Annotated in this window: 17 protein-coding genes; 13 read left to right on the top strand and 4 right to left on the bottom strand. The window is 71.6% G+C overall.

Annotated features, from left to right (window positions below; genetic code table 11):
- The first annotated feature begins 72 nt into the window (after positions 1–72).
- The 5 genes from ABZX65_RS29700 to ABZX65_RS29680 all read left to right on the top strand — a co-directional run bounded on the left by ABZX65_RS29700 (position 73) and on the right by ABZX65_RS29680 (position 8,475).
- Positions 73–1,611 (top strand): APC family permease, encoded by a 1,539-nt coding sequence (locus tag ABZX65_RS29700; RefSeq protein ID WP_355346692.1) that lies wholly within the window; start codon positions 73–75, stop codon positions 1,609–1,611.
- Positions 1,612–1,741: 130 nt separating this feature from the next.
- The gene (locus ABZX65_RS29695; RefSeq protein WP_355346689.1) at positions 1,742–3,682 is read left to right on the top strand and encodes a primary-amine oxidase; all 1,941 of its coding nucleotides are present in this window, start codon (positions 1,742–1,744) and stop codon (positions 3,680–3,682) included.
- Between the two features lie 135 nt (positions 3,683–3,817).
- A complete protein-coding gene (locus tag ABZX65_RS29690; RefSeq protein ID WP_355346686.1) occupies positions 3,818–4,960 on the top strand; it encodes a CaiB/BaiF CoA-transferase family protein in 1,143 nt (380 codons plus the stop codon).
- Positions 4,961–5,035: 75 nt separating this feature from the next.
- A complete protein-coding gene (locus ABZX65_RS29685; protein ID WP_355346683.1) occupies positions 5,036–6,250 on the top strand; it encodes an acetyl-CoA C-acetyltransferase in 1,215 nt (404 codons plus the stop codon).
- A 50-nt stretch (positions 6,251–6,300) separates the two neighbouring features.
- Positions 6,301–8,475, top strand: a complete 2,175-nt coding sequence (locus tag ABZX65_RS29680) for a 3-hydroxyacyl-CoA dehydrogenase NAD-binding domain-containing protein (RefSeq protein WP_355346680.1) — start codon at positions 6,301–6,303, stop codon at positions 8,473–8,475.
- 18 nt (positions 8,476–8,493) lie between these two features.
- Here the strand turns inward: ABZX65_RS29680 and ABZX65_RS29675 are convergent, their stop codons facing one another.
- On the bottom strand, positions 8,494–9,225 hold the full coding sequence (locus ABZX65_RS29675) for a MerR family transcriptional regulator (RefSeq protein WP_355346677.1): 732 nt from the start codon (positions 9,223–9,225) through the stop codon (positions 8,494–8,496).
- Between the two features lie 96 nt (positions 9,226–9,321).
- Here ABZX65_RS29675 and ABZX65_RS29670 point away from each other — a divergent pair, with 96 nt between their 5' ends.
- Both ABZX65_RS29670 and ABZX65_RS29665 read left to right on the top strand, forming a co-directional pair.
- Positions 9,322–10,803, top strand: coding sequence for a M1 family metallopeptidase (locus ABZX65_RS29670; RefSeq protein WP_355346674.1), 1,482 nt, complete (start codon positions 9,322–9,324; stop codon positions 10,801–10,803).
- Positions 10,804–10,843: 40 nt separating this feature from the next.
- Complete coding sequence (locus ABZX65_RS29665) at positions 10,844–11,323, top strand: macro domain-containing protein (RefSeq protein ID WP_355346671.1); 480 nt, start codon at positions 10,844–10,846, stop codon at positions 11,321–11,323.
- A gap of 38 nt (positions 11,324–11,361) precedes the next feature.
- Here ABZX65_RS29665 and ABZX65_RS29660 read toward each other — a convergent pair whose 3' ends face one another.
- Positions 11,362–12,558 carry an acyl-CoA desaturase gene (locus ABZX65_RS29660; RefSeq protein ID WP_355346668.1) on the bottom strand — a complete coding sequence of 399 codons (1,197 nt, stop codon included), beginning with the start codon at positions 12,556–12,558 and terminating at the stop codon, positions 11,362–11,364.
- A 183-nt stretch (positions 12,559–12,741) separates the two neighbouring features.
- On the opposite strand from ABZX65_RS29660, the gene ABZX65_RS29655 reads away from it, so the two are divergent.
- The 5 genes from ABZX65_RS29655 to ABZX65_RS29635 all read left to right on the top strand — a co-directional run bounded on the left by ABZX65_RS29655 (position 12,742) and on the right by ABZX65_RS29635 (position 18,968).
- The gene (locus ABZX65_RS29655; RefSeq protein WP_355346665.1) at positions 12,742–13,263 is read left to right on the top strand and encodes a GNAT family N-acetyltransferase; all 522 of its coding nucleotides are present in this window, start codon (positions 12,742–12,744) and stop codon (positions 13,261–13,263) included.
- Between the two features lie 165 nt (positions 13,264–13,428).
- Complete coding sequence (locus tag ABZX65_RS29650; protein ID WP_355346823.1) at positions 13,429–15,864, top strand: Tex family protein; 2,436 nt, start codon at positions 13,429–13,431, stop codon at positions 15,862–15,864.
- Positions 15,865–15,990: 126 nt separating this feature from the next.
- Entirely contained in the window at positions 15,991–17,973 is a 1,983-nt protein-coding gene (locus ABZX65_RS29645) for a Xaa-Pro dipeptidyl-peptidase (RefSeq protein WP_355346662.1), read from the top strand.
- A gap of 150 nt (positions 17,974–18,123) precedes the next feature.
- On the top strand, positions 18,124–18,306 hold the full coding sequence (locus tag ABZX65_RS29640) for a hypothetical protein (RefSeq protein ID WP_188284361.1): 183 nt from the start codon (positions 18,124–18,126) through the stop codon (positions 18,304–18,306).
- 104 nt (positions 18,307–18,410) lie between these two features.
- Positions 18,411–18,968, top strand: coding sequence for an NADAR family protein (locus ABZX65_RS29635; protein WP_355346657.1), 558 nt, complete (start codon positions 18,411–18,413; stop codon positions 18,966–18,968).
- Positions 18,969–19,058: 90 nt separating this feature from the next.
- Here the strand turns inward: ABZX65_RS29635 and ABZX65_RS29630 are convergent, their stop codons facing one another.
- Positions 19,059–22,007, bottom strand: a complete 2,949-nt coding sequence (locus ABZX65_RS29630; RefSeq protein ID WP_355346821.1) for a carbohydrate binding domain-containing protein — start codon at positions 22,005–22,007, stop codon at positions 19,059–19,061.
- Between the two features lie 401 nt (positions 22,008–22,408).
- Here ABZX65_RS29630 and ABZX65_RS29625 point away from each other — a divergent pair, with 401 nt between their 5' ends.
- The gene (locus ABZX65_RS29625; RefSeq protein WP_355346654.1) at positions 22,409–23,788 is read left to right on the top strand and encodes an FAD-dependent oxidoreductase; all 1,380 of its coding nucleotides are present in this window, start codon (positions 22,409–22,411) and stop codon (positions 23,786–23,788) included.
- Between the two features lie 131 nt (positions 23,789–23,919).
- Here ABZX65_RS29625 and ABZX65_RS29620 read toward each other — a convergent pair whose 3' ends face one another.
- Positions 23,920–24,819: a hypothetical protein gene (locus tag ABZX65_RS29620; RefSeq protein ID WP_355346651.1), complete on the bottom strand. Its 900-nt coding sequence runs from the start codon at positions 24,817–24,819 to the stop codon at positions 23,920–23,922.
- Between the last annotated feature and the right edge of the window lie 135 nt (positions 24,820–24,954).

Below are 24,954 nucleotides of genomic sequence, written 5' to 3'. Positions count from 1 at the left end.
CGCACGAAGAACCACGCTCGAAGACCGATCCAGTAAGACCCGAACCACGGACCACCGGAAGGACACCGCAGCATGCTGACGGGCAGTACAAGCGAGATCAGCACGTTCAAGGGCGAGCAACGCGCACTGCGCGCGGACCGGATCGGCGCACCGGCCCTCCTGCTCTCGGTCCTCGCCGCGACCGCGCCCCTGATGGTGGTGGCCGGTGTGGTGCCGACCACCTTCGCCACCATGGGTGTCGTCGGGGTGCCGCTGCTGTTCGTCATCGTCGGCCTCGTGCTGATCCTCTTCAGCTTCGGCTACGCCGAGATGAGCCGCCATGTGCACAACGCGGGCGCGCTGTACGCGTACATATCCAGGGGCCTGGGCGGCACCATGGGCGCCTGCGCCTCGTACGTCGCCCTGTTCGCGTACAGCATCATGCAGGTCGGTCTCTACGGGATCTTCGGCTACGAGATCTCCAGCCAGATCGCCCAGCACTGGAACCACAACGTGGCCTGGTGGATCCCGGCGCTCGGCGGAGTCGCGATCACCGCGATCTTCGGCGCGCTGAAGATCGACCTGAACGCGAAGACGCTCGGTGTGCTGCTGCTGGTCGAGACGCTGCTGACCGTCGTCTTCGACATCAGCTTCCTGTCCGACCCCGGCCCGCAGGGCGTCTCGGTGCACGCCTTCGACCCCAGCACGCTCAGCGGCGCGGGTCTGGGCACCGCCCTGTGCTTCACCATCGCCGGCTTCGTCGGCTTCGAACAGGCCCCGGTCTACGCCGAGGAGACCAGCGACGCCCAACGCGTCGTGTCCAAGGTGATGTTCACCGCGATCGGCTTCGCCACTCTCTTCTTCGCCTTCAGCGCCTGGGCGATCACCGTCGGCACCGGCCCCGACCACGTCGTGGGCGCCGCTCAGGAGCAGGGTCCGAACCTGATCTTCTCGCTGAACCAGGCCCGGCTGGGCACCGCGTTCACCGACACCCTGAACATCTTCTTCATCACCGGCATCTTCGCCTCGATGCTGAGCTTCCACAACGTCGTCGCCCGCTACGCGTTCGCGATGGGCCGCGACGGTCTGCTGCCCTCGGCGGTCGGCCGTACCTCGAAGTCCAGCGGCGCCCCCGCCGTCGGCTCCTTCCTCCAGTCGATCGTCGCGCTGGCCGTCGTCGTGGCCTTCGCCGCCACCGACAACGGGAAGTTCGACCCGAAGTTCGGCCCGGACCCGACGGCCCCCGTGCTGCGCATGTTCACCTGGGCGGGCAACGTCGGCGCGCTCGGCATCGTGCTGCTGATGGCCACCGCGGCCATCGCCGTCATCGCCTTCTTCGTCAAGCGCGGCGCCGCCGGTGTGCAGGCATGGCGGCTGGTCACCTCGGCCGTCGCCGCTCTCGGGCTGCTGACCATCGCCGTCTACTCGGTGAAGGACTTCTCGGTGCTGCTGGGCGCCAACCCCGGCCACGGGCTGCGCTGGCTGCTGCCCGGCATCATCGCTCTGGCCGCCGCCATCGGACTGGTCTACGGTCTGATACTGCGCGCCAAGCGGCCCGAGGTGCACGCCAGGATCGGCCAGGGCAACGAGGCGTTCCAACTGGAGAAGGCCGCCGCGCAAGCGTCCTCCTGACCATCTCGCCAGGTCTCACCGCGACGGCCCGCCACACCCCACAGGGTGCGGCGGGCCGCCCGTTTTTTCCGGACCCATGTCCCGAACTCCCCGTCCCCGCAGCGTTCCTGTTCCGCCGTCAGGAGGCCCCATGACCGCGTCGGCCGCCACCACCACTCCGCATCCGCTCGACCCGCTGACCGCCGACGAGATCGACACGGCCCGCGCCGTACTGGAGGCGGAGGGCCTGGTGTCCGACGCCACCCGCTTCCCGCTCGTCCTGCCCGACGAGCCCGACCGGCACGCCGCGCTCGCCCACCGCGACGGCGACGCCTTCACCCGCCGGGTACGTGTCACACTGCTCGACTCCGCCACCGGCCGCGCCGCCGAGGCCCTGGTCGACGTCACCTCGCGCCTGCTGCTCGCCCACCGCGACCTGGACCCGGCCGCCGACGGCCAACCGCCGCTGCTGTTCGAGGAGTACGAGACCTGCGACGAGATCGTCAAGGCCGACCCCGCCTGGCGCGCGGCGATGGCCGAGCGCGGCGTCACCGACACCTCGCTGGTGATCGCGGCGCCGCTGGCCGCGGGCAACTTCGGCATCGCCTCCGAGACCGGCCGCCGCATGCTGCGCTCGCTGACCTTCCTGCGCTGCGACGAGAGCGACAACCCGTTCGCCCACCCGGTCGGCGGCCTGGTCGCGGAGGTCGACCTGATCGAGCGGCGCGTCGTACGCCTCATCGACACCGGCGCCGTCCCGACGCCTACCCAATGCGGGCGCTACGAGGCCGAGTTCAACGGACCGGCCCGCACCGACCTGCGCCCGCTGGAGATCGGCCAGCCGGAGGGGCCGTCCTTCACGCTCGAAGGCCCGGTGCTGAGCTGGCAGAACTGGCGGCTGCGGCTGGACTTCAACGCCCGCGAGGGCCTGGTGCTGCACCGGATCACCCACCGCGACGGCGACCGCGACCGGCTCGTCCTGCACCGCGCCTCGATCGCCGAGATGGCCGTGCCGTACGCGGAGCCCGACGCGGCCCGCAACTGGGTCTGCTACCTGGACGCGGGCGAGTACCTGCTCGGCCGCAACGCCAACGCGCTGCGCCTGGGCTGCGACTGCCTCGGCGAGATCGCGTACGTGGACGCCGTGCTGGCCGACGACCTCGGCCGCCCGGAGACGCTGAGCAACGCGATCTGCGTCCACGAGGAGGACGCGGGGCTGCTGTGGAAGCACACCAACATCTTCGACAACTTCGCGGTGGACAGCCGCCGTTCGCGCCGCCTGGTGATCTCGTACATCGCCACCCTCGGCAACTACGACTACGGCTTCTACTGGTATCTCCACCAGGACGGCACGATCGCCTTCGAGGCCAAGGCCACCGGGCTCGTGCAGACGTCGGCCGCCGTGCCGGGGGAGAGCTCGCCGCACGCCACCGAGATCGCGCCGGGGCTGCTCGCGCCGTACCACCAGCATCTGTTCTGCGCCCGGCTCGACGTGGCGGTGGACGGGCCGGCCAACACGGTCGAGGAAGTGGACGTCGTACGGCTGCCGATGGGCCCGGACAATCCGAACGGCAACGCCTTCACCACGCGCGCCACCGTGGTGGCCGACAGCGGTGACGCGGGCCGGGTCGCCGACCCGGCGGCCGGGCGGCGCTGGCGGATCAGCAACCCCGGCTCGCTCAACCGGATGGGCCGCCCGGTCGCGTACACCCTGCTGCCCGACGCGGGACCGACGCTGCTCGCGCAGCCCGGCTCACCGGTCGCGGAGCGCGTCACGTACGCCACCAAGCACCTGTGGGTGACCCGCTACCGCCCCGAGCGGCACTATCCGGACGGCGACTACCCCAACCAGCACCGGGGCGGGGCCGGTGTCGGGCAGTGGTCGCGGCCGGGCGAGGCGCTGGAGGACACCGACCTCACGCTGTGGCACTCCTTCGGGCCGACGCATCTGCCGCGCCTGGAGGACTGGCCGGTGATGCCGGTGGACACCTGCGGTTTCACGCTGAGACCGACCGGCTTCTTCGACCGCAACCCCACGCTCGACCTGCCCCGGGAGAGCGGACGCGGCTCCGGCGGCCACTGCCACCTGTGACGCCGCACGCGACGGCGGCGGCCGACGGCGGGACCGAAGGCGGGACCGGAGACGGAACCGAAGGCGAGTGAACCGGCTGAGCGAGCGCTCAGTCAGCTCTTGCCAAGACTGGAACACGTTCCTAGCATCATTGATGTGACATCAGAATTGTCAAACCGGGGTGCGGCGCCCGACGGCCCGCTGGCGGGCGTGCGTGTCGTCGAACTGGCCGGGATCGGTCCGGGACCGTTCGCCGCGATGCTCCTCGCCGACCTCGGCGCCGATGTCGTACGGGTGGACCGGCCGGGCGGCGCGGGCCTCGGCGTCGCGCCCGAGCACGACCTCACCAACCGCAACAAGCGCTCGGTGCTGGTCGACCTCAAGGCGGACCGGGGACCCGCGACCGTGCTCGACCTGGCCGAGCGCGCCGACATCCTCATCGAGGGCTACCGGCCGGGCGTCGCCGAGCGGCTGGGCGTCGGCCCCGACGCGTGCCTGGCCCGCAATCCGCGGCTCGTCTACGGCCGGATGACCGGCTGGGGCCAGAGCGGCCCGCTCGCCGACACCGCGGGACACGACATCGCCTACCTCGCCGTGACCGGCGCGCTCGGCATGACGGGACCGGCCGACGGACCGCCGGTCGCGCCCGCCAACCTCCTCGGCGACTACGCGGGCGGCTCCCTCTACCTGGTCACCGGCGTCCTCGCCGCCCTCCACCACGCCCGCGCGCACGGCGAGGGACAGGTCGTGGACGCCGCGATCGTCGACGGCGTCGCGCACCTCACCACGATGATCCACGCCATCCTCGCCACCGGCCGCTGGCAGGACAGGCGCGGCGCCAACCTCCTGGACGGCGGCACCCCCTTCTACGGCGTCTACGAGACCTCCGACGGCCGGTACATGGCGGTCGGCGCCCTGGAACAGCGCTTCTACGACGAATTCGTCCGGCTGCTGGAACTGGCGCCGCGGGACGCGGCCCTGCGCACGGAACCCGGCCGCTGGCACGACCTGCGCGCCGCCCTCGCGGCCCGCTTCCGCACCCGCACCCGCGACGAGTGGACACGCGTCTTCGACGGGACGGACGCGTGCGTGGCGCCCGTACTCTCGTTGGGTGAGGCCCCGCACCACCCGCACCTGGCCGCCCGCGGCACCTTCACCGAGGCCGCCGGGACCGTGCAGCCCGCGCCCGCGCCGCGCCTGTCCGCGACACCGGGCACCCTGCGCCGGCCGCCCGCGCCGCCCGGCGCGCACACCGCGGAGGTCGCCCGCGACTGGGACACCCCCGCACTGCTGGACTGAGACCCGTACGGCAGCACCTCCCGGACACCGCGCCGGACCAGGACACCCCGCCCCACCCTCCAGAAAGGCACGACGTTGAGCACCGAGGCCTACGTCTACGACGCCGTACGCACCCCGCGCGGGCGCGGAAAGGCGAACGGATCCCTGCACGGCACCAAGCCGATCGACCTCGTCGTCGGCCTCATCCACGAACTGCGGCGCCGCTTCCCGACCCTGGACCCGGCCGCCGTCGACGACATCGTGCTCGGCGTCGTCAGCCCGATCGGCGACCAGGGCTCGGACATCGCGCGGATCGCGGCCATCGCCGCGGGCCTGCCCGACACCGTCGCGGGCGTCCAGGAGAACCGCTTCTGCGCCTCCGGGCTCGAAGCGGTCAACCTGGCGGCGGCCAAGGTGCGTTCCGGCTGGGAGGACCTGATCCTCGCGGGCGGCGTCGAGTCCATGTCGCGCGTCGCGATGGGCTCGGACGGCGGCGCCTGGGCCATGGACCCCATGACCTCGTACGAGACCGGCTTCGTGCCGCAGGGCGTCGGCGCCGACCTGATCGCCACCCTCGGCGGCTGGACCAGGCACGACGTGGACTCCTTCGCCGCGCTCTCCCAGGAACGCGCCGCGGAGGCGTGGAAGCAGGGCTACTTCGCCCGCTCCGTCGTGCCCGTGCTCGACCGCAACGGCCTCACCGTCCTGGACCACGACGAGTTCATCCGCCCCGGCACCACCCCTGAGACCCTCGCCAAGCTCAAGCCGTCCTTCGCCGACATCGGCGACCTGGGCGGCTTCGACGCCGTCGCGCTCCAGAAGTACCACTGGGTCGAGGCCATCGACCACGTCCACCACGCGGGCAACTCCTCCGGCATCGTGGACGGCGCCGCGCTCGTCGCCATCGGCAACCGCGAGATCGGCGAGCGCTACGGCCTCACCCCCCGCGCCCGGATCGTCTCGGCCGCCGTCTCCGGCTCCGAGCCGACCATCATGCTGACCGGCCCCGCCCCCGCCTCCCGCAAGGCCCTCGCCAAGGCCGGGCTGACCATCGACGACATCGACCTGATCGAGATGAACGAGGCGTTCGCCGCCGTCGTGCTGCGCTTCGCCTCCGACATGGGCGTCAGCATCGACAAGGTCAACGTCAACGGCGGCGCCATCGCGCTCGGCCACCCGCTCGGCGCGACCGGCGCGATGATCCTCGGCACCCTCATCGACGAACTGGAGCGCCGCGACCAGCGGTACGGGCTCGCCACCCTCTGCGTCGGCGGCGGCATGGGCGTCGCCACCGTCGTCGAACGTCTCTGACCCCTGCCCCCTCACGTGCCCCCTCACGGATCCAACGGAGCCCGAAGACCATGAGCGAGTCCACCACCATCCGCTGGGAGCAGGACACCGACGGCATCGTCACCCTGGTCCTGGACGACCCCGCGCAGTCCGCGAACACCATGAACGCGGCCTTCGCCGATTCCCTCGACGCCACCCTCGACCGCCTCGAAGCCGAACTCGACGGCGTGCGCGGCATCATCGTCACCTCCGCGAAGAAGACCTTCTTCGCGGGCGGCGACCTGCGCGACCTGATCCGCGCCACCCCGGAGAACGCGGCCGACGTCCTCGCCGGATCGCTGCGCATCAAGCGCCGCCTGCGCCGCCTGGAAACCCTCGGCAAGCCGGTCGTCGCGGCCATCAACGGAGCGGCGCTCGGCGGCGGTTACGAGATCGCGCTGGCCTGCCACCACCGCATCGCGCTCGACACGCCCGGCACCAAGATCGGCCTGCCCGAGGTGACGCTCGGCCTGCTGCCCGGCGGCGGCGGAGTCGTCCGCACCGTCCGGCTGCTCGGCATCGCCGACGCGCTGCTGAAGGTCCTGCTCCAGGGCCGGCAGTACGCGCCGCAGCGCGCTCTGGAGGCCGGTCTCATCCACGAGGTCGCCACCGACCGGGACGCCATGCTGGCGAGCGCGCGGGCGTACGTCCTGGCCCACCCCGACGCCCGGCAGCCCTGGGACACCCCCGGCTACAAGATCCCCGGCGGCACCCCGAAGAGTCCCGCCTTCGCGGCGAATCTGCCGGCCTTCCCCGCCAATCTGCGCAAGCAGCTCGCGGGCGCGCCCTACCCGGCGCCGCTGGCGATCCTGTCCGCCGCCGTCGAGGGCTCGCAGGTCGACATCGACACCGCCACCCTCATCGAGGCCCGCTACTTCACCGAGCTGGCCTGCGGCCGGACCTCGAAGAACATGATCCAGGCGTTCTTCTTCGACATGCAGGCCGTCAACTCCGGTGCCAGCCGCCCCGAGGGCGTCCCGGCCCGGCCGGTCACCAAGGTCGCCGTCCTCGGCGCGGGCATGATGGGCGCGGGCATCGCGTACTCCTGCGCGCGCGCCGGAATCGACGTCGTCCTCAAGGACGTCACCGCGGAGGCCGCCGAGCGCGGCAAGGCGTACTCCGTGACGCTGCTCGACAAGGCGCTGGCCAAGGGCCGCACCACCCCGCACAAGCGGGACGCGCTGCTCGCCCGGATCACCCCGACCGCCGACCCGGCGGACCTTGCGGGCTGTGACGCCGTCATCGAGGCGGTCTTCGAGGACGCCACGCTCAAGCACAAGGTCTTCCAGGAGATCGAGCACATCGTGGCGCCCGACGCGCTGCTCTGCTCCAACACCTCCACGCTGCCCATCTCGGCGCTCGCCGAAGGCGTGCGGCGGCAGGACGACTTCATCGGCCTGCACTTCTTCTCGCCGGTCGACAAGATGCCGCTGGTGGAGATCATCAAGGGCGAGCGGACCGGCGACGAGGCGCTGGCCCGCGCCTTCGACCTGGTGCGGCAGATCCGCAAGACGCCGATCGTCGTCAACGACTCGCGCGGCTTCTTCACCTCCCGCGTCATCGGCCACTTCATCAACGAGGGCGTCGCCATGGTCGGCGAGGGCGTCGCGGCGGCCTCCGTCGAACAGGCCGCGGCCCAGGCGGGCTACCCCGCCAAGGTGCTGTCGCTCCTCGACGAGCTGACGCTCACCCTGCCGCGCAAGATCCGCCGCGAGACGCGTACCGCGATCGAGGCGGAGGGCGGCCAGTGGCAGGAGCACCCGGCCGAGCGGGTCATCGACCGCATGGTGGACGAGTTCGAGCGGACCGGGCGCAGCGGCGGCGCGGGCTTCTACGACTACGCGGACGGCCGCCGTACCCGGCTGTGGCCCGGTCTTGCGGAGCATTTCGGTAAACCCGGCATCGAGATCCCGATGCGCGACATGCAGGAGCGGATGCTCTTCGCGGAGTCGCTGGACACGGTCCGGCTGCTCGAAGAAGGCGTCCTCACCTCGGTCGCCGACGCCAACATCGGCTCCATCCTCGGCATCGGCTTCCCCGCCTGGACCGGCGGCGTCCTTCAGTACATCAACGGCTACGAGGGCGGCGTCGCGGGCTTCACCGCCCGCGCGCGCGAACTGGCCGACACCTATGGCGAGCGTTTCGCACCGCCCGCGCTGCTGGTGGCGAAGGCCGAGAGCGGGGAGACGTTCACGGACGGGCGCTGAGGTGCAGGCGCTCAGGCGCTACGGGGAACGCTGCGGGTTCTGCTCGGGGTCCGGCTTCGGCGAGGGCACCGGCCAGGCCCGCAGCTCCTCCTTCAGCGACCGCTGAAAGGCGGTGACCAGCGCCTGTACGACCAGCGGCTGCATCTGGGCCGACAGCGACCGCATCCGCTCCGGGCGGTCCGGCTCCCCCACCTCGTCCAGGAAGATCCGGCCCAGCTCGTGGGCGGCGGCCCGCGCGTGCTCCAGCATCACCTCGCGCGCGGCCACGACCGTCTCCACGGGAAAGGGCACGTCCAGCAGCCGCACCCCCAGGTGCAGGATGCCCGGATCCACCCGGAAGGCGTCGGGGTCGTCGGTGCGCTCCAGCACGTTCATGGCCGCGAGCCGGTCCAGGTCCGCGTCGTCCAGCGGGCGCCCCGCGCGGCGTTCGAGCCGCTCCCGGTCGATCTCCTGGCTGCCCTCCGGCAGCCAGGACGCCACCAGGGCGCGGTGGATCGCCAGGTCGTGGGCGCTGATGTCGGCGGGGAGCTGCTGGAGATAGCGCTCGATCGCCGCCAGGGTGAGGCCCTGGTGCTGCAACTCCTCGATCAGCGCCAGCCGGGACAGGTGCGCGGAGCCGTATCGGCCCACCCGGCGCGGACCGATGTCGGGCGGCGGGAGCAGGCCGCGGGCGCTGTAGAAGCGGACGGTGCGCACCGTCACCCCGGCGCGGGCGGCCAGCTCGTCGATGGTGAGAGCGGTCTGGGGCACCTGGACAGTATCGCTGTCGCACTAGCGCTGTGAAAGTCCTCGCACGCCGTACGGCGGACGCCTCCGCCCGGCCCCGAGCCTCGTACGCTGGCCCGCGTGCGCCTGTTCCCGCCGCCGCGCGCGGCCCTGCCGATCCTGCTCGCGTGCTCCTTGGCGTGCTGCCTGTCGTGCTCCGGCGACGGCACGGCGGCCCCCGACCGTACGGCCGCCGACCGTACGGCCCCCGACCGTACGGGCCACGCCTCGGGCTCCGCCGACGTCGGGGCGCCCGGCGTCGGCGACCGGCTCTTCCCGCGGGCGGGCAACGGCGGATACGACGTCACGCACTACGGCCTCGACCTCGCGTACGACCCCGGCTCAGGAAAGCTGCGCGGCACGGCGGTCGTCACCGCCACCGCCACCCAGCCGCTCGCGCGCTTCGACCTCGACCTGTCGGGGCTCACCGTCACCCGCGTGACCGTCGACGGGCGGAGCGCCGCCGTGGACCGCGCGGACAGCGAGCTGAGGGTCACGCCCGCGACGCCGCTGCGCGACGGCGCGCGCTTCGAGACGACCGTGACGTACGAAGGCGTCCCGCCGACCCTCACCGACCCGGACGGCTCGCACGAGGGCTGGTTCCGTACCGACGACGGCGCGCTCGCCCTGGGCGAACCGGTCGGCGCCATGGCCTGGTTCCCTTCGAACAACCATCCCTCGGACAAGGCCGCCTACGACATCACCGTCACCGTCCCCCACGGTCTCACCGCCGTGTCCAACGGCGAACTGGTCGACAGCGCCGACCGCGGCGGCGAGACCGCGTTCCACTGGCGCGCCAAGGAGCCGATGGCGACGTATCTGGCCACCGTCGCCATCGGGCACTTCGACATCACGCGGTCCCGTACCGGTGGCGGGGTGCCGGTCTACGTCGCGGTCGACCCGCGCTCCGACGACCCGACGACGGCGGCGGCACTGCGCCGTATCCCGGAGATCGTGGACTGGGAGAGCGGGCTGTTCGGGCCCTATCCCTTCTCGTCCGTCGGCGCGATCGTCGACCACCTGCCGAGCGGGCGGGTCGGGTACGCGCTGGAGGCCCAGACGAAGCCGGTCTTCCCCGGCGACGGCGAGCCGGGCGACCCCGCCGTGCCGCTGGACACCCTCGTCCACGAACTGTCCCACCAGTGGTTCGGCGACTCCGTCACGCCCGCCGCCTGGCAGGACATGTGGCTCAACGAGGGCTTCGCGACCTACGCCGAGTGGCTGTGGCAGGAGCACGAGGGCGGGCGCACCGTCGAGCGGAGCGCCGCAGCGGCCCTGGCCGACCCCGCCAACAGCGCCTTCCCGCCCGGCGCGCCGCCCGGCCCCGACCGCATCTCCGACGCCCCCGTGTACGGCGGCGGCGCCCTCGTCCTCTACCAACTCCGCGAAGCCCTCGGCCCGACCGCCTTCGCCACCCTCCTCCGCACCTGGCCCGCCGCCCGCCGCCACGGCAACGCCACCACCGCCGACTTCACCGCCTTCTGCCAACGCCTCACCCCCCACGACCTCACCCCGCTGTTCACCGCCTGGCTCCACACCACCCACCACCCGTCGTCGCTTTAAGCGCGGGCGCGTTGTCAGTGGTCGCGCTTACCGTGGCGGCATGGGGGAGATCACGTATGTGCGGGGAGACGCCACCGCACCACAGGGCAAGGGCGTCAAAGTCATCGCGCATGTCTGCAACGACCTGGGCGGCTGGGGCAAGGGCTTCGTCGTCGCCGTGTCGCGCCGCTGGCCGGAGCCCGAGGCCGCCTATCGGCGCTGGCACCGCGAGCGGGCGCGCAACGACTTCGGCCTCGGCGCACTCCAGTTGGTGCGGGTCGGCAGCTATGTGTGGGTGGCCAACCTGATCGGCCAGCGCGGCATGCGCACCGGCAGCAAGGGTGTGCCGGTGCGGTACGAGGCGATCGACGCCGCCCTCGCGGCGCTCGGCGACCGGGCGTTGGAGCTGGGCGCCTCCGTGCACATGCTGAGGATCGGCTGCGGTCTGGCAGGCGGGCGGTGGGCGCGGGTCGAGCCGCTGGTGACCGCGCGGCTCGTGGAACGCGGGGTGGCCGTCACGGTCTACGACCGTGACGGCTGAGCCGCCGGGGGTGCGGAAGGGGGGCGGCGGTGGGGAGTTCAGACGGCGGGGGAGCGCAGGGGGGCGCCCACGGAGTGCATGTGGGACAGGGCCTGGACGTAGGAGTCGATCAGACCGGTCTCGGTGTAGGGGATGGACAGACGGCGGCAGTGGGCGCGCACCAGCGGCTGGGCGAGGCGCAGGTGCGGGCGGGGGAGGCTGGGGAAGAGGTGGTGTTCGACCTGGTAGTTGAGGCCGCCGAGGAACCAGTCGGTGAGCGGATTGCCGCGCACATTGCGGGAGGTGAGCACCTGACGGCGCAGATGACCCCAGCGCGAGCCCTCCTCGGGCATCTCCATGCCCTTGTGGTTGGGCGCGAAGGCACAGCCCAGGTGGAGCCCGAACAGCGCGTGGTGCACGAGGGCGAACACGACCGCCTGCCACACCGGCATCGCGAACAGCAGCAGCGCCGCGTAACCCGCCAGGTGGGCCACCAGCAGCGAGCCCTCGACCAGCCGTTGCCGCGGCTCCTGCCGCTTCAGCTCCTGGAGACTCGCCACCTTCAGGGCCAGCCCCTCCAGCAGCAGCATCGGGAAGAACAGGCGCGCCTGATGACGGGTCAGGAAGCGCGCGAAGCCCTCCCGCTCGACCGCCTGCGCCTGCGTCCACACCAGCGCGCCGACCTCGACGTCCGGATCCTTGCCCACATGGTTCGGATTGGCGTGGTGCCGATTGTGCTTGTCGGTCCACCAGCCCGCGCCCATGCCCAGCAGCAGATTGCCGTGGACGAGCCCGATCAGCCGGTTCGTCCGACGGCTCTCGGCGATCTGGTGGTGCCCGGCGTCGTGCCCGATGAACGCGGTACGCGCCCCCAGCACCGCCGCGGGCAGCGCGAGCGCCACCACCCACCACGAACCCGTCCCGCCGACCAGCACGACCGCCGACCACACCGCGGCGACGGCCACGAGATTCAGCGCGATCGACTTCGCGTAGTGGTCCACGCGCCGCCGCAGCAGCCCGGCCGCCTTCACCTCGCGCAGCAGCGGCGCGAAATCACTGCCCGATCCCGATCCCGATCCTGGTCCTGGTCCCGCCCCCGTACCGGAGTCCGTCCCCGTACCGGCGTCCGCCCCCGTACCGGCGTCCGCCCCCGTACCGGCGTCCGCCCCCGTACCGGCGGAGTCCGCGTCCGGGCCCGCCGTCCCGTCGGACCGCCGTCCCGGCGCGTCGATGATCGTGCTGGTCGCTGTAGCCATGGGCGCTCCTCGGGGTCCGGCGATGGCCGGTTCGACGTCCGGTGTCTGGCCTGACCGGCCACACCTCGACGCTATGGACTGCCACTGATCCCCGACCATGGCGCCATCACCCGGTTCCCCGGGGTGGCAGACCCCGGAAAAACCTGGGGATAACCCCACCTACGCGCTGCCAGGATGTCCGGCGTGACGACGAACAACACGCACGCGACCGACTGGGCGGTCGCGCCTGTACCCATCACCGGCCCCGAGGCGGCGACGCTGTTGCGCCGCTACTACACCGAGCTGGTCAGCCGCTTTTACGGCCGTCCGACGGACGACGCCGAGGTCTCCGCCGTGCTCGCGGAGGAGCCCAGCGACGATCTCGTGCCACCCACCGGAGAATTCCTCGCCGTCCGGCTCGCCGGCGCTCCTGCCCGCGGCGTACCGGTCGGCTGTGTGGGCCTGCGCGTCCTCGACGCGCACACCATGGAGCTGACCCGGATGTATGTCGGCCCCGAAGCCCGCGGCCAGGGCGTCGCGGGCCTGCTCATCGGCGCCGCGGAAACCCTCGCCCGCGGCACCTTCCACGCGGACACGATCCGCCTGGACACGCGCAAGGACCTGGTGGAGGCCCGTGCGCTGTACGCCAAGCACGGCTACAGGGAGATCGCCCGCTACAACACGAGCCCATACGCGGACCACTGGTTCGAAAAGCGGCTGCGGTGAGCTGATTCGGCGGGGACAGGGCCTGGTGCGGGGGCCACTGTCAACAGCCTCACCGCACCCGCACAACGAGCCGGAACCGCGCATCGTTCCCGCCGCCCGCGGCCGGTCGCGGGCGGGTGACGTCTAACATGCTAGTGAACAGCCGAGCACACGAGGAGCGAGATCATCAGCGGTAACGGATCGGTCGAGCGCAGGATCGCCGAGGAACTGGGCGTACGCGAAGGGCAGGTGCGCTCCGCCGTCGAACTGCTCGACGGCGGAGCGACCGTGCCGTTCATCGCGCGGTACCGCAAGGAAGCCACCGGCACCCTGGACGACGCGCAACTGCGCGCTCTCGAGGAGCGGTTGCGCTACCTGCGCGAGCTGGACGAACGGCGCGCGGCCGTCCTGGAGTCCATCGAGTCCCAGGGCAAGCTGGACGACGCGCTGAAGGCGCAGATCATGGCCGCCGACTCCAAGGCGCGCCTGGAGGACATCTACCTGCCCTTCAAGCCCAAGCGCCGCACCAAGGCCCAGATCGCCCGCGAGGCGGGTCTGGAACCGCTGGCCGACCTGCTGCTGGCCGATCCGGAGACCGACCCGCAGGCCGAGGCCGCGAAGTACGTCTCCTCCGACAAGGGCGTGGAGGACCCGGCGGCGGCGCTCGAGGGCGCGCGCTCCATCCTCACCGAGCGCTTCTCCGAGGACGCCGACCTGGTCGGCGAGCTGCGCACCCGGATGTGGACGCGCGGCAGGCTCGTCGCGAAGGTGCGCGAGGGCAAGGAGGAGCCGGGCGCCAAATTCTCCGACTACTTCGACTTCGCCGAGCCCTTCACCAAGCTCCCCTCGCACCGCGTGCTGGCCATACTCCGCGGCGAGAAGGAGGAGATCCTCGACCTCACCCTGGAGCCGGAGGAGCCCACCGAGGGACCGTCCAGCTTCGAGCGGCGGATCGCGCAGAACTTCGACATCGCCGACCGCGGACGCCCCGCCGACAAATGGCTCGGCGACACCGTGCGCTGGGCCTGGCGCACCCGCTTCCTGGTCCGCCTCGGGATCGACCTGCGCGTCCAGCTCCGCCAGGAGGCCGAGGACGAGGCGGTACGGGTCTTCGCCGCGAATCTCCGCGACCTGCTGCTCGCCGCGCCCGCGGGCACCCGCGCCACCATGGGCCTGGACCCCGGCCTGCGCACGGGCGTCAAGGTCGCCGTGGTCGACGACACCGGCAAGGTGGTCGCCACCGACACGATCTACCCGCACGTGCCGCGCAACAAGTGGGACGAGTCGCTGGCCACCCTCGCCCGGCTCGCGAAGGCCCACCGCGTCGACCTGATCGCCATCGGCAACGGCACGGCCTCCCGCGAGACCGACAAGCTCGCCGCCGACCTGATCAAGCTGCACCCCGATCTGAAGCTCACCAAGGCCGTCGTCTCCGAGGCGGGCGCCTCGGTCTACTCCGCCTCGGCCTACGCCTCCGCCGAACTCCCCGAGCTCGACGTGTCCCTGCGCGGCGCCGTCTCCATCGCCCGCCGCCTCCAGGACCCGCTCGCCGAACTGGTGAAGATCGACCCGCGCTCGATCGGCGTCGGCCAGTACCAGCACGACCTGTCGGAGCTGAAGCTCTCCCGCTCCCTGGACGCGGTCGTCGAGGACTGCGTCAACGGCGTCGGCGTGGACGTCAACACCGCGTCCGTACCGCTGCTGCGCCGCGTCTCGGGCATCACCGAGGGCCTGGCGGGCAACATCGTCGCCCACCGCGACGCCAACGGCCCCTTCCGTACCCGCAAGGACCTCAAGGGGGTCGCGCGGCTCGGCCCTAAGGCGTACGAGCAGTGCGCGGGCTTCCTGCGGATCGTGGACGGCGACGACCCGCTGGACGCCTCCAGCGTGCACCCCGAGTCGTATCCGGTGGTGCGGCGGATCAGCGGCACCGCGAAGACCGACATCAAGTCGCTGATCGGCAACGGCCCGGTGCTGCGGACGCTGCGCCCGCAGGACTTCGTGGACGACTCCTTCGGTCTGCCGACCGTCACCGACATCCTCGCCGAGCTGGAGAAGCCGGGCCGCGACCCGCGTCCGGCCTTCAAGACCGCCACCTTCAAGGACGGCGTCGAGGAGATGAAGGACCTCAGGCCGGGGATGATCCTCGAAGGCGTCGTCACCAATGTCGCCGCCTTCGGCGCCTTCGTGGACGTCGGCGTCCACCAGGACGGCCTGGTCCATGTCTCCGCGCTCTCCGACACCTTCGTGTCCGACCCGCGCGAGGTCGTCAAGCCCGGTGACATCGTCCGCGTGAAGGTGCTGGACGTCGACCTGCCGCGCAAGCGGATCGCGCTGACGCTGCGCCTGGACGACGAGCCGGGCGCCGGGCGCCAACAGCGCGGCGGCGGGGCCGGTGGCGGCGGCGAGCGCCGCAGCGGACCGCCCCGGCAGGGCGGCGGCCAGGGCCAGAACCGACAGGGCGGCCAGGGCCAGAACCGGCAAGGCGGCGGCCAGGGCAGGCAGGGCCAGGGCGGCGGCCAGGGCCAGGGCGGCGGACGCCGCGGCGGCGGTCAACAGCCCGCGCCCGGCGGCGCGATGGCCGACGCCCTGCGCAGGGCGGGCCTGACCGGCAACAAGTAGCCGAGGACGTACGACCGTTGAGGCGGCGGGGCCAGCACCTCCGCACACCCCCCTGCCGCCTCAGCCGTCCCAGGACCTTGCGTACGCCCCCTGTTGACGTGGCCTGGTCAGGCGCTAGCCTCTGGCGTGCTCTCCCTCACGCGGGCTGCCCGCTTCCAGTGGATATCCGTGGTGGTGGCGGTACTCGCCGCCCTGGCCGCCGTACTCACCGCTCCGTCCTCCGCGTACGCCGGTACCCCCGGCGGCGCAGGAGGCGGAACCGTACGGCACGGTCTCAGCCAACCCGACTACTCCTACGCCAACGCGATCCGCGAGGCCGTCTGGGTGGACACCGGTCTCGACGGTGACGGCGACGGCCGCACCGACCGGGTCGCGGTGGACATCGTCCGCCCCTCGGAGCCCGCCGCCGCCGGGCGCAAGGTCCCCGTGATCATGGACGCGAGCCCGTACTACTCCTGCTGCGGACGCGGCAACGAGAGCCAGCTCAAGACCTATGACGCCAACGGGAACATCGTCCAGGCGCCGCTGTTCTACGACAACTACTTCGTGCCCCGCGGCTACGCGACCGTCCTGGTCGACCTCGCGGGCACCGACCGCTCCGACGGCTGCGTGGACGTCGGCGGCCCCTCCGACGTGCGGTCCGCGAAGGCCGTCGTCGACTGGCTCAACGGCCGCGCCCGCGGCTACAGCGCCCGCTCCGGCGGCCACGCGGTCTCGGCGGGCTGGACCAATGGCAACGTCGGCATGATCGGCAAGAGCTGGGACGGCACCATCGCCAACGGCGTCGCCGCCACCGGGGTGCGCGGCCTGAAGACCATCGTGCCGATCAGCTCCATCTCCTCCTGGTACGACTACTACTTCCACCAGGGCGCGGCGCTCCAGGACGGCCCCGAGTGGCTGTCGGACTACGTCGAGAGCGACAGCGCGCACGCCAACTGCGCCGCCGCCCAGCAGAAGATCATCGACGGCTCGCCGCGCAGCGGGGACTGGACGCCGTTCTGGACCGCGCGGGACTACGTGAAGGACGCGGGCAAGGTACGGGCCAGCGTCTTCGCCGTGCAGGGCATGCAGGACCTCAACGTCCGCACCAAGCACTTCGGCCAGTGGTGGCAGGCGCTCGCCGCGCACGGCGTCGAGCGCAAGGTGTGGCTGTCGCAGACCGGCCACGTCGACCCCTTCGACTACCGGCGCACCGACTGGGTCCCCACCCTCCAGCGCTGGTTCGACCACTATCTGCTGGGCGTCGACAACGGCATCCAGCGGCAGCCGATGGCCGACATCGAGCGCACCGTCGACCACTGGACCACCGACCGCGTGTGGCCGCCCGCCACGACCCGCACCACCTCGCTCAGCCTGAGCCCGACGGCCACCGACGGCCTGGGCATGCTCGGCACCCGGCACGCCGGGCCCGGCAGCACCGAGTCGTTCACCGACGACCCGAACCTGTGGGAGGAGGACTGGGCGGCGGCGGCCGACACCGCGACCGCGGCCAAGACCGTCTTCACCACCGGGACGCTCGCCAAGGACCTGCGGCTGTCCGGCGGCGGCACCTTCACCGTGACCGCCACCTCGTCCACCACCAGCGCGCACCTGTCGGCGGTCCTGGTCGACCTCGGGCCGGCCACCATCCGTGACTTCCTCGGCAACGGCGAGGGCATCACCACCCTGGCCACCCGCTCCTGCTACGGGGAGAGCACCGCGGGCGACAGCGCCTGCTACCTCGACACCGCCGCCGACACCACGGCCGTCGACCACACGGTCTTCAGCCGCGGCTGGGCCGACCTCGGGCACTACGCGTCGCTCTCCCACGGCGTGCCGCTCACCCCGGGCAAGCCGTACACGATGACCGTCCAGCTCGCGGCCACCGACCACGTCGTACCGGCGGGGCACCGGCTCGCGCTGATCGTCGCGGGCACCGACGGCGGCCTCATCCTGCCGCCCGACACGACCCCCAAGGTCACCGTCGACCTGTCGCACTCCGTGCTGAGGCTGCCGCTGGTCGGCGGTTCCGGCGCGCTGTCGACCCGTGCGGGCGCGGCGCCCCGCGGCAAGGCCGCGCTGACCGCCGCTCCGGCGCCCTCCGTGGCCCCGGCCGCCCGGCTGGGCTGACGCCCGGCCTGGTTCCCCCCGCGTCCCGGCGTTACGGTTACAGGGATACGGCCCTCGGGACGCGGGGGGAACCACGGTTGTCCGCGGCGCGTTCTCCTGGGTAGAAGCGGTGAGGGCGCGGCGCTTGCCGCCGTGAACGGAGGCGGGGAAATGTCGAATCGCGCGAAGATCGTCATCGGTGGCGTGGCGTTGGGTCTGTTCCTGTGGATCTGGATCCCCTTCTGGGCTGTCGTCCTGGTCATCGTGGGCGTGCCCGCGATCGCCTACTTCTCCCTCGACTCCTCGCAGCGGCGTCGGCTGCGGCGCGTGAGCCGTCGGCAAATAGGTCGCTGACCTGGTATGACCCCCGATAGTGTGCCGCTGCGACCAGGGCACCGAAGCCGGGCGAACACGTCCCGTTCCCGTGTCGCCGCGGCACGAGAGGGCCTGATCAGACGATGGCGACAGACATCCGGTCCACCCAGGACCTGCTCGACCACACCGGGGACCGGCTGAAGTATCTGTACTTCTGGGGCCACCGCCCGCAGCGCGACGGAAGCGTCGGTGCCGGCTGCCTCAGCCAGTGGTGGCCCGCGCCCTTCACCGTCGACGGCGTCACCTACGCGACCGCCGAGCACTGGATGATGGCGGGCAAGGCCCGGCTCTTCGACGACCCCGACGCCGAGCGGCGGGCTGTCGCGGCGGGCCACCCGAAGACCGCCAAGAGCGTCGGCCGCACCGTCCGCGGCTTCGACCAGGCCGTGTGGGAAGCGGAGCGCTTCGGCCTGGTCATCGAAGGCAATGTCCACAAATTCCGGCAGCACCCCGACCTGCTGGCCTACCTGCTCGGCACCGGGGGCCGCGTCCTGGTCGAGGCCAGCCCGATGGACCGGGTCTGGGGCATCGGACTGGCCGCAGACGACGAGCGCGCCGCGGACCCGGCCACCTGGCGCGGGCTGAATCTGCTGGGCTTCGCCTTGATGGAGGCGAGGGCCCGGCTGGCGGCGGAGGGCTAGTCCCGTGAACCCGGCCGGGGGGCCGGGGGCTGATCCCGTGAACCCGGCCGGCGGCGGAGAGACCCTCCACCGCCGGCCGGGCCGGTCGGGCTACTTCAGGTACGGGCCGTCCGTACCGATCTTGCCGGGCGCCGCGTTCTTGCCGCCCAGGTCGAGCACGTACACCCGCATGTCGCCCTTGCCGGGCGCCGCGACGGCCAGCGTCCCGTCCGTCACGGTCCGCACGTCACCCGAGACGGCGTCCACGTAACGGCCGTTGGGGACGCCGCTGAAGGACGCCGCGTCCGTCACCGTCACCAGCGCGAAGCTGTCGACGCCCGACGCGGTGTCGGTGTAACGGCGCTTGAACGACATGCCGCCGCCGTTCACCCCCTCGGTGCTGTACTGGCCCATCTGCAACGCCGGAATGGCGCGCCGGATCAGATTCAGCCGTTGGAGGTGTTTGACCAGAGGCTGCGCCAAAGTGGTGGCCACCGCCCCCGAGGCACTGTCGACCTTCCCGAACTCCGAGGCCGTCACCGTGCCCGCCACATGGTCGCCGTAGTACGCGCGCCCCGTCGTCGCCAGCGGGCAGCTCGGCCCGCAGTCGATCGTCTTCCCGGCCTGGAACTGGATCTCCGACCCGTAGTAGAGCGTCGGAATGCCGCGGAAGGTCCACATCAGCGCCATGTTCTCGGCCCACGCGTCCTGTCCGCCGGTGTAACGCACCGACGACTTGTTGGGACCGTAGTCGTGGCTGTCGACATAGACGACGTTGTACGTGGCGTCGTTCGTCGAGTCGTCCGAGTCCTTGCCGTTGTTGAAGGCGTTGTGCGCGTCACCGAAATTCATGTGCATGCGCATGTCGATGATGTTCATACCGGAGAATTTGCTGTGGTCCGGGGTGTGATACGCGTTCCCTTCCAGGAAGGCGTTCGCGGACGTCGGCTGGTTTCCGGTGCCGAGCTGCTCCTCGTAGTTGTACTGCTCGATCGACGCGGTGGCGTCGTCCGCGCTGTACTCCTTTCGCTCCTTCCAGGTGTAGAACTGCGCCGAGTGGTTGACCGATCCGCGGTTCCACTTGTCGTTGACGAAAGCGCCGACCTCACCGAAGACGAAGAAGTTCCGCGCCTTGTCGGGACCCCAGTCCTGGACCTCGCGCTGCTGGATCGCGGGCAGGAAACGCCGGTTCCAGGTGACGCGCGGAATGTGCACGGCGGTGTCCACGCGGAAGCCGTCCACCCCCATGTCGATGTACTTGTTGTACGCGCCGATCAGATAGTTCTGCACCTGCGCGTTCTCGGTGTTGAAGTCCGCGAGGTCGTCGGCGAGCCAGCAGGAACGCGAGTCCTCGCCCTCCCAGTTGCCGATCCAGCACTGGTGGTAGAGCGACGCGGGGAACATCTTCGACGTGGGGTTCGGCCACTGGCAGTTGTAGATCGTGTAGCCCTCGGGGCTCTTCTGCCCTGTTGGCTTGCCCCAGTTCAGGCACGTATTGCCGGACGGCTCGGCCGTGGACCACAGATCGCCGTTGTAGTACGACTTGCCGGTCTTGGGATCGATCGTCAGACCGTCGTACTCGAAGCCCTGCTCCTTCTCGTCGTAGTACCACGACCACTGCGAGTCCCTGACGCCGTAGACCGTCGGCACGAACAGCCCCTTGGCGCCCCACCGGGAACTGTGGTTGTAGACCACGTCCTGGTAGATCTTGATCCCCTTGGCGTGAGCCGCGTTGATCAGATCCTGATACGACGCCCCGGCCGATTCCAGGCGCGGGTCGACCCGGTAGAAGTCCCAGCCGTGGTAACCGTGGTAGTCGTAGTCGCTGCGGTTGAGCACCACGGGCGTGATCCAGATCGCCGAGAAACCGAGCGCCTTGATGTAGTCGAGCTTCTGCACCAGGCCCTTGAAGTCACCCCGGAACATCGGGTCGTTGTTGGCCGCGTTCCCCGACGCCACGTGCTGGTTGCCGCCGCGGTCGTTGCTCGTGTCGCCGTCGTAGAAGCGCGCGGTGAGCACGAAGTAGATCGGGTCCTTGCGCGGGTCGGTGCCGATCGGTGTGCCCGGAGTAGCGGGCGGCGGCGCGTGGCCGGTGGTCGCCCGAGCCGGAGCGGAGGCGGCGGAGATGTTGCCCGCCGCGTCCAGCGCCTGGACGGTGTACGTGTAGGCGGTGTCCGCCTCCAGGCCGGACTCGGAGAAGACCGTCGAGCCGACACTGGTGACGATCGTGCCCTTGGTGCCGCCGGTCCTGGTGACCCGGTAGCCCGTGACCCCGGTGTCGTCGGTCGACGGATTCCAGGTCACCACGATCGAGGTGTCGGTCGCGGTCGCCTTCACCGTGCCGGGGACGGTCGGCGGCGTCGTGTCGGGGACGACGGCCGCGCAGGGATCGGCCGCGTTGGCCGTGACCTTGGTGTCCTTGACGGTGCTGACGCCCTTGGACAGCGCGTAGTTGGCGCCGTTGTTGTTGTCCCAGGTGCCGTTGCCGTTGTTGAAGGTGGCGGCGAGCCCCGCGGCCGTGCCGAGGTCGACGGTCTTCTTCACCCAGCCGGTGCAGGCCGCCTCCATGCCGATGCCCGGCACGGTCGTCCACGCGCCGCCGGTCGGCGCGTAGTGCAGATTGACGGTGGTCCAGCCGACGGTCGCGGTGGAGTAGAAGACGGTGGCCGAGGTGCCGGACGGGCTGCCCGTCTCGCCGCCGCCCGGGTCCCCGCCGCTCGCGCACGGGTCGCTGTGGGCGATGGCGCCGTTGTTGACGGTGATGGTGCCGGTGCCCAGGGCGTAGTTCTTGCCGCCGTTGTTGTCCCAGGTGCCCTGGCCGTTGTTGAAGGTCGCCTGCCAGCCGGTGGCCGCGCCGAGGTCGACGGTCTTCTTCACCCAGCCGGTGCAGGCGCTCTGCATGGCGACGCCGGGCACGGTCGTCCAGGTCCCGCCGTCGGGCGCCCAGTGCAGGTTGTACGACGACCAGTTGGTCGTCGCGGTGGAGTAGTAGACGGTTGCGGTGTTCGAGCCCGCCGCCGAGGCGGCGTGCGCGGAACCGGTGGACAGGGAGGGGAGCAGGGTCGCCAGGAGTCCCAAGACGACAGCCACCACGGCTGTCAGCGGGCCTGGTCGATATCTGTGGCGCGAAGCGACGGTCACGTCGTGCTCCTCGGACGGGGCCGCGAGGGCGGCCGGTGGAGGAAGCCGTACGTCCGCGCGCCACGGAACGAACGGCCGGATAAATTGCGCAAGTTGCTGCAACAAGTTGCTGCGAGAACGGTCGTGAGATTACTGGGACATGTCATGGACGTAAAGAGGTCTGACGGGGTTGCGTTCCCGGGTCCCGCCGCGCCGCCGCGTAGGGTTCCCGAGACGGGCGGGTGACGTACCCGGCCGACCGGTCGTAGAACCGTACGGACCGGACCCGGACCCCGGCCTCGGACTCCGGCGGACCGTAAGCGGAAGGGGACCCACGGAAGATGACGGAGCGTCTGGTGGTCATCGGCGGTGACGCCGCCGGGATGTCGGCCGCGTCCCAGGCCCGCCGCCGCAGAGCGGCGGACGACCTGGAGATCGTCGCGTTCGAACGCGGACGGCACACCTCGTACTCCGCCTGCGGCATCCCGTACTGGATCGGCGGCGACACCGCCGGCCCCGACGCGCTGGTCGCGCGCACCGCCGAGGAGCACCGCGAGCGCGACATCGACCTGCGGATGGGCACCGAGGTGGTCGACATCGACCTCGCCGCCGGCCGGGTGCGGGCGCGGGACGCCGACGGCCGCGAGGAGTGGACCGGCTACGACCACCTCGTCGTCGCCACCGGCGCGGAACCCGTACGGCCGCCCGTCCCCGGCATCGACGCGCCCGGCGTGCACGGCGTGCAGACCCTGGACGACGGCGAGCGCGTCCTGGCCAGCCTCGACGGGGTCGGCGTACGCCGCGCCGTGGTGGTCGGCGGCGGCTACATCGGCGTCGAGATGGCCGAGGCCCTGCTGAAGCACGGCCTCGACGTGACCCTCGTCGACCGCGCCGAGCAGCCGATGAGCACCCTCGACCCCGACATGGGACGCCTGGTGCGCGACGCGATGGAGGGACTCGGCGTCCGTGTCGTCTCCGGCGCGGCCGTCCGCGCGGTGCTCACCGGCGCCGACGGCCGGGCCCGCGCGGTCGCCACCGACGACGCCGAATACCCCGCCGACATCGTGATCCTGGGCATCGGCGTACGCCCCGGCACCGCGCTCGCCCGCGACGCGGGCCTGCCGCTGGGCGCGCACGGCGGCCTGCTGACCGACCTGGCCATGCGGGTACGCGGCCAGGAGCGGGTCTGGGCGGGCGGCGACTGCGTGGAAGTCCTCAACCTCGTCTCCGGCGACCTCCAGCACATCGCCCTCGGCACCCACGCCAACAAGCACGGCCGCATCATCGGCACCAACATCGGCGGCGGCTACGCCACCTTTCCCGGGGTCGTCGGCACCGCCGTCAGCAAGGTCTGCGACGTCGAGATCGCCCGCACCGGCCTCAAGGAGTCCCAAGCGCGCCGCGCCGGACTCCGCTACGTGACCGCCGTCATCGAGTCCACCAGCAGGGCCGGCTACTATCCGGACGCCGACCCGATGACCGTCAAGATGCTCGCGGAACGCGGCACAGGGCGGCTGCTCGGCCTCCAGATCGTCGGCCGCGAAGGCGCCGCCAAGCGGGTCGACGTCGGGGCCGTCGCGCTCACCGCGCGGATGACGGTCGAGGACATGGTCGCGCTGGACCTCGGCTACGCGCCGCCGTTCTCGCCCGTGTGGGACCCGGTGCTGGTCGCCGCGCGCAAGGCGGCGGACGCGGTGGCGGCGGACGTCAGAGCGGGCTGACGGTGGTTTTCGGCAGCAATATGCGGCGGTTTGCGCTTCCGGGCCCCTGGGGTGCCTTGCAGAGCTTGCGCGTCCTTGCGGGTTCCCGCGTGTCCTGATGGGCGTTCGCGGCTCTTCGCGCGGCTTCGCGGTCAGGACGGGGCCGCGGCCAGCTTGCTGAGGGCTTCCAGCAACGGCGGCAGGGCGGCGCCGCGGCCGACCGGCAACACCTCGCCGGGCGCGTCGTCCAACAGCACGAAGGCGATGTCGTCGGTCCTGCCCACCAGACTCCAGCCGGGTCCGTCCGCGCGCACCGCACCATATGCGGCCCGTACGCGGCCGGGTGGCGGCGGATTGCGTACGTACTCCTCCGCGCTTTCGAGGACGTGGCGGATGCCGGTGTGCGAGATGGAGGGCGGGTCGGCCGGGTTGTGGGGTTCGGCTTCCGTCCCGGTGCCGACGGCTGTTCCGGCGTCGGTGACCGTGTCTGCGTCCGTACCCGTATCCGCATCCCTGCTCGCGTCCGCCGCCGCGTCCTCGGCCGCCTCCTGAGCCGCTTCCGTCGGTACGTCGAGTTGGTCGCGCCACTCGAACCAGCGGACCGCGATCTCGTCGGCCCCGAGGCGCCGTTGCGGCGGACCCCAGACAGAGGTGTCGGGTGGGGAGAGCGGGGCACGCCCGCCCTCCCCGTCCGTCGGGTCGTGCGGGGCGGGGATGCCGGGTACGGCGACGGCGACCGGCAGCGGCCAGCCCGGCAGCGAGGCGGCCAGGCTGTTCTCGTCGGGCGCCAGGTCGTACTCGAGTCCGCAGTCCCAGGCCGCCAGCGCGCAGGCCACCGTGGCGGTGTCCGTCGTCGCCACGGTCCAGCGTGCCCCGCCGCCGTCCTGCCCGAAGACCAGGCCGTAGCCGTCGGCCAGCGGCTCGAGCCCCAACTCGGCGCAAGCGGCCGGATAGTCGTCCCCCAGGACGCCCGGGAACTGCCCCGGCGTCAGCATCGCGGCCGTCAGCACGAACAGCGCGTCGTCGTCCTCCGGGCTCTCGGCCGCGGTCATCCGTCGTTCCCTCTCGCCTCGCTCGCCGTCTCTCGTCCGCGCACCTTAACCAGCGAGTAACCTCCGCGTCGAGAGGTCGCGATGGCCGGAAATCCGCTCGGGCGGTACGGCGCCGGACGGCCGGTTTCCCGACGG

The organism is Streptomyces sp. NPDC003300, assembly GCF_040610915.1.
Classification (GTDB): Bacteria; Actinomycetota; Actinomycetes; order Streptomycetales; family Streptomycetaceae; genus Actinacidiphila.
Note: the sequence above shows the minus strand (reverse complement) of the source record. Positions and strands in the feature narration are given on the sequence as shown.